Origin of the sequence: Lelliottia sp. F153 (assembly GCF_002870005.1) — a bacterium.
Classification (GTDB): Bacteria; Pseudomonadota; Gammaproteobacteria; order Enterobacterales; family Enterobacteriaceae; genus Enterobacter; species Enterobacter nimipressuralis.
Map to the genome: position 1 here is coordinate 281661 of NZ_PKFT01000004.1, position 8468 is coordinate 290128.

Sequence of the window (8468 nt, forward strand, 5' to 3'; positions counted from 1 at the left end):
CGATCAGTCGTTCTGTGCGGTTTCCATCTGCGCCGCTTTTTGCTTTTTATAGCTCAAGGCCGCCGCCGGAACTGGCATCACTTTTCCGGTTTCAATCCAGGTACGCAAACGGCTGGCATCAGCGAAGTGAGTGTATTTGCCAAACGCATCCATCACCACCAGCGCCACCGGTTTGCCGTTAAACACGGTACGCATCACCAGACAGTGACCAGCCGCATTGGTAAAGCCGGTTTTCGTCAGCTGGATGTTCCAGTTTTCGCGATACACCAGATGGTTAGTATTGCGGAACGGTAAGGTGTACGCCGGATTCGCAAAGGTCGCCATCTCTTCACGCGTGGTACTCAGCTGACCGATCAGCGGGTACTGTTTGCTGGCGATCAGCAGGTGGGTCAGGTCGCGTGCGGTGGAGACGTTGTGAATCGACAGCCCGGTTGGCTCGACAAAACGGGTGTTGGTCATGCCCAGGGATTTGGCTTTGGCATTCATCGCCCGGATAAATGCGTTGTATCCGCCCGGATAGTGGTGCGCGAGGCTCGCGGCAGCACGGTTTTCCGAGGACATCAGCGCCAGCAGCAGCATATTTTTACGGCTGATTTCGCTGTTCAGACGCACGCGGGAGTATATCCCTTTCATCTCTGGCGTCTGGCTGATATCAACTTTCAGTTTCTCATCCAGCGGCAGTCGTGCATCGAGCACCACCATCGCGGTCATTAATTTGGTAATCGACGCGATCGGACGCACCAGATCCGGGTGACTGGAATAGATCACCTTGTTGGTATTCAGATCGACAATCATCGCGCTTCCGGAGGCGATTTCCGGCTGAGCGGCAGTGGTCACTGCGGTTGTTTTGGCAATCGCTGGCGCGGCAACGGGCACAGCCAGGATCAGCGCAAGGCTAAGTAAAGAAACTCGGAATTTCAGCATGGTGAGACTTCTGATAATTATTCATGCACGTGATGACGTACGCCTCCCGTTACAACGAGCGAAACAGGCTGGCAAAGGCATCATAGCTGCCCTGCTGAGTTGTCGCCAGCGGAGAATCGTGAACAGATGCTGCATTGCTGGCATTTACGCCAGCAATGCATTTACCTCAGAAGAGACGATAGCCGTAGCCCCACAGGATCACCGTGAGCGCCAGCAGCGCCTCCAGCACCAGCACGCCAATCGCGAGGGTTGAACTGGAGAAACTTAAGCCTTCTTCTTTGTTAATGTTGAGGAAGGTCGGAATCCCCACATACAGCAGATAGCCGGTGTAAAACAGCGCGATGGTACCCACCAGCGCACACAGCCAGACCAGCGGATAAAGCGCCACGATGCCGCTCATGAAAAGCGGTGTTGCCACGTATCCGGCAAAAACCATGCACAGGGTGAGCGAGGGACGCTGAGGATAGTTTCGCGCCATCCAGTAGATCACCCGCCCCATCACCGCCACGCCTGCCAGCATTAAACCGTAGAAGACCACCGCCAGTGCCAGCCCCGTCATCCATGAGAGCGTCACGACGTTGCCATCGCCAAAATTCCAGCCGATTTGTGTTGTGCCAATAAACGCGCAGATCACCGGTACGGCAGCCATGAGCAGGACATGGTGCGTGTAGTGATGCGCGACCGTTTCGTTCTCGCTTCTGATGACATGCATCTCACGATCGGGATGGGAAAACAGCCCCCAGACATGGTTCATACAGCCCCCTCATTGTCGGCCCGCAAGGCGATACTGTAAGTATAATGCAGCTTTAGATTATTTTATGACCAGCGGCAAAATTGCCGCTTCGGGGAAATCGTCCTGGTTGCCACACCATTGATTCACAGGGTGTATGCTTAAGGAAGGTTTACACAGGGAGACACCGCTGAACTCATGGATATCAATAGTCTGATTGAACAGTACGGATATGCGGCGCTGGTGATAGGGAGCGTGGCGGAAGGGGAAACCATCACCCTGCTAGGCGGGGTGGCCGCACATCAGGGGCTGCTTCGTTTCCCGCTGGTGGTCGCCGCGGTAGCGCTGGGTGGGATGATTGGCGATCAGTTGCTCTATCTGCTGGGATTGCGCTTTGGCCCCACGCTGCTCAAACGTTTTGCCCGACATCAGAAAAAAATCAACCGCGCGCAGCGGCTGATTCAGCGTCACCCTTATCTGTTTGTGATCGGTACCCGGTTTATGTACGGCTTTCGCATCATCGGCCCGCTGCTGATTGGCGCCAGCCGCCTGCCGCCGAAAATCTTTCTGCCGCTAAACATCATCGGTGCCATCGCCTGGGCGCTGATATTCACTTCGCTCGGCTATGTGGGCGGCGAAGTGATTGGCCCCTGGCTGCACAACCTCGACCAGCATCTGAAGCACTGGATCTGGCTGGTGCTGGTGGTGGCAGGCGTCATTATCTGGCGACTGTGGCGCAAGCATCGGGAAAACGATCGCGACTAGCGTCGTTACTCCGCCGGTTTAAACTGCGGATTCGCCAGCATAAAGCCGCCGTCGACAATAAACGATTGCCCCGTGGTGTAGCTGGCGTCCGTGTCGCACAGCCATGCGACAAGGCTTGCGATCTCATGGGTTTGCCCAGGTCGACCGAGAGGGATCTCGGGCATGGAGCCTTCTTCGACTTCGCTGTCATCCATGCCGTTCATCGGCGTGGCGATAGCGCCAGGGGCAACCGCATTGACCAGGATCTTGTGCTGCACCAGCTCAAGGGCCATCGATTTTGTCAGGCCACCCAGCGCGTGTTTCGCTGCGGTATAGGCGCTGGCCTCCGGTAGCGGGGTGTGCTCATGCACCGAGGTAATATTCACAATCCGCCCACCCTGCCCCTGCTTCACCATCTGCCGGGCGGCAAGTTGTGAGCAGAGAAACGCGCCATCCACATCCACGGTAAAAATCCCGCGCCAGTCGTCAAACGTCATATCAAGAAACAGGGCTTTGGCCATCGCGCCAGCGTTGTTGACTAGCGCATCCAGCCGACCAAAGCGGGCGATAAGCGTCTCAATGGCTTTCGCCCCCTCGGGCAGGTGGCTAAGATCCAGCTGTATCGCCTCGGCGCGACGCCCCAGGGCTTCTATTTCACGACAGGTCTGGAGTGCCCCCTCTTCATCCGAATGCCAGGTCACGCCAATATCAAACCCGCGCTCCGCCAGAAGTAGCGCCGTTGTTTTACCGATTCCGGAATCTGATGCCGTAACAATGGCCACGCGCTGAACTGATGCCATACCTACCTCCGCCATAACGCAAAAAGGTAAGTATAGATAACGTCCTGTTAACCGTGGTGATACCCGCCACCCAGGGCGGAGGTCAGCTGCAGGGTGGCGTCCACATATTGCCCCTGAAGCGTCAGGCTCGCGATGTGCTCCTGCAACGCCGGTATTTTCGCTTCGCTCACGCGTGAGCCGGCGATGATCCCCGCACGAAAACGGGCCTGCGCCTGGGCCACCACCCGTGCGGTATCGGCTTCAACCTGCTGCTGTTGCTGATTTTTGTTCATCAGCGTCTCCACTTCGCTGGCCGTGCGCGCCACCTGATTCACTGCATCGACCACCGCTTTGTTGTAGTTCGCGACGGACAGATTGCTCTGCGCCTGGGCGATGTCGAGATTCGCGTTGAGGCGACCGCTGTCGAAGATCGGCAGCGTCAGTCCGGCAGTGACCCCCATCTGCTGGGCCGATGAGCGGAACAGATCGCTTAAGTGCAGGGCGTCCTGCTGCAGGAAAGCCATCAGATTAACATCCGGATAAAATGCGGCTTTCGCTGCATCCACGTCATTCATGGACGCCTCAATGTACCAGTGCGCCTCCTGAAGATCGGGACGACGGGCCAGCAGGTCATAGCCCAGCGTCGGCGGTAGCGAAGCGTCGATTTTCGGCAGCGGGTGCGGTGTGAGCGTCACTAAGGTGGTATTGGTCAGCGCCTGCAACCGCGCCTCAATGGCTTTCATTTTGCCACTGACTTCCGCCCTCTGTTCCTGCGTTTTGCTGGCATTGATATCGGTGACGACACCTTCTACGGAGGAGGTAATGCCGTGCTGGTAGAGTTCACGATCGACGGCAATAATCGACTCTTGTTCCTGTTTGATGTCCGTCAGCACATGACCAATCTCGGCCTGCGTTTGCCACTCCCAGTACAGGCGCGCCACGCTGCTGGCGAGAAGCTGGCGGGTCTGTTCCATCTCCGCTTTCTGCGCATTGACTTTGCCGATCCGGGCCTCGACCTGGGAGCGGTTTTTCCCCCACAAATCCAGATCCCATCCCGCCGTCAGACCGAAGGTGCCGTTGGTGTACCACGGCCCGGTGGTGCCCGCCGCAGGATCGGTCTCGGCAAACGGACCCATCAGCCCTTCTGCCGACATTTTTTGCCGCTCGGCGTCCGCCGAAAAATCAATCTGCGGGCCGCCCGCAGCCACAGCCATTTTGGCCTGAGCTTCCGCAAGGGCGATACGCTGGTGGGCAATCTGCATATCCGGCGCATCGGCCAGCGCTTTGGCAATCAGGGCGTTCAGCTCCGGGTCGTGGAAATCTTTCCACCACTCATTTTTCGGCCACTGGGTGTGGGCCAGCTGAGTGTTGATTTTCGCCACGGGAGCCTGCTGATGCAGAGACGCCGCCGTGTCGTGGCCCGGCGCACAGGCCACCAGCAATAAAGAGAGAGGTAAGCTAAAAGAGAAAATAACTGAAGGTTTCATTACGCCATTCACGCAAAAAAGAAAGGGGCAAATTACGCCTGCTGCTTTTCTTTTTTTTAGTAACGCGTGGCAACCCTTACTTTGTCATACATTCACACACTCAGAAAAATATTCCCCTTACGAATTAGATAATTACATTCATTCACAGCACTTATTAATTAAGCCTTTGATGCGGCTGCTACACTTAAATAGACGTAAGCCCAATAGCAAAGTTGAAGGAGAAGGGAATGAAAATATTACTGTGGGTTATTTTGATTATTTTCTTAATAGGTTTACTGGTGGTGACGGGCGTATTTAAAATGATTTTCTGATGATTTGCCCGACCGATTTTTACCGGTCGGGCAAAGAGTAGTGTCATTACGCTTTTAGCGAAGCGCCTTTGGTCGAAATGACCTCTTTGTACCAGTAGAAGCTTTTCTTACGGCTGCGGGCCAGCGTGCCATTACCGCTGTCGTCACGATCGACGTAAATAAAGCCGTAGCGTTTGGACAACTCAGCTTTCGACGCGCTCACCAGATCGATAGGTCCCCAACTGGTGTAACCCATCACCTCTACGCCGTCTTCCATTGCCTCACGCACCTGCACCAGATGATCATTGAGATAGGCAATACGGTAGTCATCCTGCACGACACCGTCGGCATCGGGTTTATCTTTCGCGCCCAGACCATTCTCGACAATAAACAGCGGCTTCTGATAGCGATCCCACAGCACATTCAGCAGAGTACGCAGGCCGACCGGGTCAATCTGCCAGCCCCACTCTGAGCTTGCGAGATGCGGGTTTGGCACCATGCTTAAAATGTTGCCGCGCGCCTGCTGGTTTAACTCTTCATCCGTGGTCACACAACCGGTCATGTAATAGCTGAAAGAGATAAAATCTACGGTCGATTTCAGCGCCTCGCGATCGGCATCGGTTACGTCAAGCTGGATACCGTTATCGCGGAAGAAACGCAGCATGTAGCCCGGATAAGCGCCACGGCACTGCACATCACCGAAGAACTGCCATGCACGGTTCTCCTGCAAGGCTTCAAGCACATCGTCCGGCTTGCAGGTGAGCGGATAGACCAGCCCTCCCAGCAGCATATTGCCAATTTTGCCTTCCGGGACAATCTCATGACAGGCGTTAACCGCCAATGCGCTGGCCATCAGCTGATGATGGATTGCCTGATAGACTTCCGCTTTACTGCTGGTTTCCGGCAGGCCGACGCCCGTCATTGGCGCATGCAGGGACATATTGATTTCGTTAAATGTCAGCCACAGCTTCACCTTCTCTTTGTAGCGGGTAAACACCGTGCGCGCATACCGCTCGAAGAAACCAATCACCTGACGACTGCCCCAGCCACCATACTGTTTCACCAGGCCCCACGGCATCTCATAGTGCGACAGCGTTACCAGTGGAGTGATATTGTGCGCGGCCAGTTCGTCAAACAGTTTGTCGTAAAACGCCAGACCCGCTTCATTCGGCTGCGGCTCATCCCCGTTCGGGAAAATACGCGTCCAGGCGATAGAGACACGCAGGCAGCTAAATCCCATTTCAGCAAACAGCTTAATATCGTCCGGGTAGCGATGATAAAAATCGATCGCCACATCCTTAATTCCGCTGTCGCCCGGAACGCGCTCTACCACCGGGCCAAATACCCCTTTCGGCTGGACGTCCGACGTTGACAGGCCTTTGCCATCTTCAAGGTAAGCGCCTTCTACCTGGTTGGCAGCAACCGCGCCGCCCCATAAAAATGTATCCGGGAAAGTTTTCATCACGTTCTCCTGTTATTGATGGCTGACGGTCAGCAGCGGCGAACCGGCGTTGACGGCGCTGGCCGCCACGGTGATCACCTCTGCATAACTGTCGCTGTTACTGATAATAATCGGGGTGGCCAGATCGTATCCGGCGTCAAGAATGGCCTGTCTGTCGAATTCCAGCAGCAGATCGCCAGGCTTCACTTTATCGCCCACGTTCACGTGAGCGGTGAAATGCTTGCCGTCGAGCTTGACGGTGTCGATACCGACGTGGATCAGCACTTCAATGCCGCTGTCGCTTAGCAGGCCTATCGCGTGTTTGGTCTGGAATAGCGAGGCAACCTCACCCGCAAACGGGGCGAAAACGTGGTTGTCGGACGGGATAATGGCCGCGCCGTGACCGAGAAGACCGCTCGCGAAGGTGGCATCCGGCACCTGACTCAGGGCCAGCACCGTTCCGCTCATTGGCGAAAGTACCTCGTCTTCGCCAGCGGTGAGCGCGACCGGCGTCGTCTCAACTGCGCGCCCCGGCATCCCTGCAACCAGCGTCAGCACGCAACTTAAAATCAGAGCAACTACGGTTCCGATAATGCCCCCCCACAGCGAAGCATCAATGCCACCCGGCGGGATCATCTGCGCAATGGTAAAGATATTGGCGAACCCAAAGGAGTAAACATAGGCCTGGCTCAGGCCCACAATGGCCCCGCCAATCGACCCGGCCACGCAGCCAAAGATGAACGGTCGACGCAGCGGCAAGTTCACGCCATACACCGCAGGCTCGGTGATGCCAAAAATCCCCGCTGTTACCGATGAGCCCGCCAGCATTTTCAGACGCGCATCGCGCGTGCGCAGGAAGACCCCCAGCGCGGCACCCACCTGCCCCATCACCGCAGGCAGCAGCATCGGCAGCATTGAGTCATGCCCCAGTACCGCCAGGTTATTGATCATCAGCGGCACCAGCCCCCAGTGCAGGCCGAAGATCACGCACACCTGCCACAGCGCACCCATCGCTGCGCCAGCCAGCCACGGGGCCAGGACATAAATCACCTGATATCCGTTAGCCAGCAGCTGGCTCAGCCAGGTCGCTACCGGCCCAATCACCAGGAAGGTCAGCGGGACGGTGACCGCTAAACAGATCAGCGGCGTAAAGAAGTTTTTCATCGACGACGGCAGCAGTTTGCCGCTCTTTTCTTCCAGCCAACAGCTGACCCACGCCGCGAGAATAATCGGGATAACCGACGCGCTGTAGTTGAACCAGGTGACCGGAATCCCGAGAAACGCGTCCGCTACGGCTCCGGTTTGTTGGCTGGCCTCAAACGCCTGAATCATCATCGGATGGGTCAGCGCGCCACCGATGACCATGGTGATAAACGGATTGCCGCCAAATTTCTTCCCGGCCGTGTAGCCCAGCACCAGCGGAAAGAAGAAGAATAAGGCATCGCTTGCCGCAAACCAGATTTTGTAGGTTCCGCTGTCGGGGCTGAGCCACCCGCAAACCACGGCCAGCGCCAGCAATCCTTTCAAAATACCGGATGCCGCCAGGATGCCAATAAACGGGGTAAAGATGCCGGAGACCACATCAATCAAGCGCCCGAGAAGATGACTCTTGTCTCCGTTCTCGTCTGCTGCCACTGGCGTATCGTCATGCAAACCCGCTTCAGCCCGTACCGCTTTCCAGACATCATTCACATGGTTTCCAATCACCACCTGAAACTGTCCGCCGCTTTCGACGACCATGATCACGCCCGGATTTTTCTTCAGCTCTTCGGCATCCGCTTTTTGATTTTCTTTCAGTTTGAAGCGAAGCCGGGTGGCGCAATGAACTAGACTGATGATGTTCTCTTTGCCCCCTACGTGGCCGAGAATATCCTTCGCCAAAGCTTGATATTCCATCTCGATTTCCTTTCTTCGATGCCCGCAGGCATCTGGTGACTGAGTTTAAAAGTAAAAAACCACCTGCATAGCAGGTGGCATTGATAACGCCCCATAGGGGCGTACTAAGTCCAGACTCTGAGAGCCTTCCCTTCACACCTCTTTTAGTGGAAGCTGGCTCTCTTCAACTTCATGCTT

General features: G+C 56.0%; 7 protein-coding genes. 1 reads left to right on the plus strand and 6 read right to left on the minus strand.

Features of this window, described 5'->3' with window-relative positions; translation table 11 throughout:
* Positions 1 to 3 precede the first annotated feature (3 nt).
* Positions 4 to 924, minus strand: a complete 921-nt coding sequence (pbpG, locus tag F153LOC_RS13345; RefSeq protein ID WP_100779540.1) for a D-alanyl-D-alanine endopeptidase — start codon at positions 922 to 924, stop codon at positions 4 to 6.
* Positions 925 to 1090: 166 nt separating this feature from the next.
* On the minus strand, positions 1091 to 1678 hold the full coding sequence (locus tag F153LOC_RS13350; protein WP_100779539.1) for a Yip1 family protein: 588 nt from the start codon (positions 1676 to 1678) through the stop codon (positions 1091 to 1093).
* Positions 1679 to 1852: 174 nt separating this feature from the next.
* Between F153LOC_RS13350 and F153LOC_RS13355 the strand changes: the two genes are divergently transcribed.
* Entirely contained in the window at positions 1853 to 2419 is a 567-nt protein-coding gene (locus tag F153LOC_RS13355) for a DedA family protein (protein ID WP_100779538.1), read from the plus strand.
* 5 nt (positions 2420 to 2424) lie between these two features.
* On the opposite strand, the gene F153LOC_RS13360 is transcribed toward F153LOC_RS13355, so the two are convergent.
* The 4 genes from F153LOC_RS13360 to bglF form a co-directional block, all read right to left on the minus strand.
* Positions 2425 to 3198, minus strand: coding sequence for an SDR family oxidoreductase (locus F153LOC_RS13360; protein ID WP_102104127.1), 774 nt, complete (start codon positions 3196 to 3198; stop codon positions 2425 to 2427).
* 47 nt (positions 3199 to 3245) lie between these two features.
* A complete protein-coding gene (gene mdtQ, locus F153LOC_RS13365; protein WP_102104128.1) occupies positions 3246 to 4664 on the minus strand; it encodes a multidrug resistance outer membrane protein MdtQ in 1419 nt (472 codons plus the stop codon).
* 357 nt (positions 4665 to 5021) lie between these two features.
* Positions 5022 to 6416: a glycoside hydrolase family 1 protein gene (locus tag F153LOC_RS13370; RefSeq protein ID WP_102104129.1), complete on the minus strand. Its 1395-nt coding sequence runs from the start codon at positions 6414 to 6416 to the stop codon at positions 5022 to 5024.
* A 12-nt stretch (positions 6417 to 6428) separates the two neighbouring features.
* A complete protein-coding gene (gene bglF, locus F153LOC_RS13375; protein ID WP_102104130.1) occupies positions 6429 to 8291 on the minus strand; it encodes a PTS beta-glucoside transporter subunit IIABC in 1863 nt (620 codons plus the stop codon).
* Between the last annotated feature and the right edge of the window lie 177 nt (positions 8292 to 8468).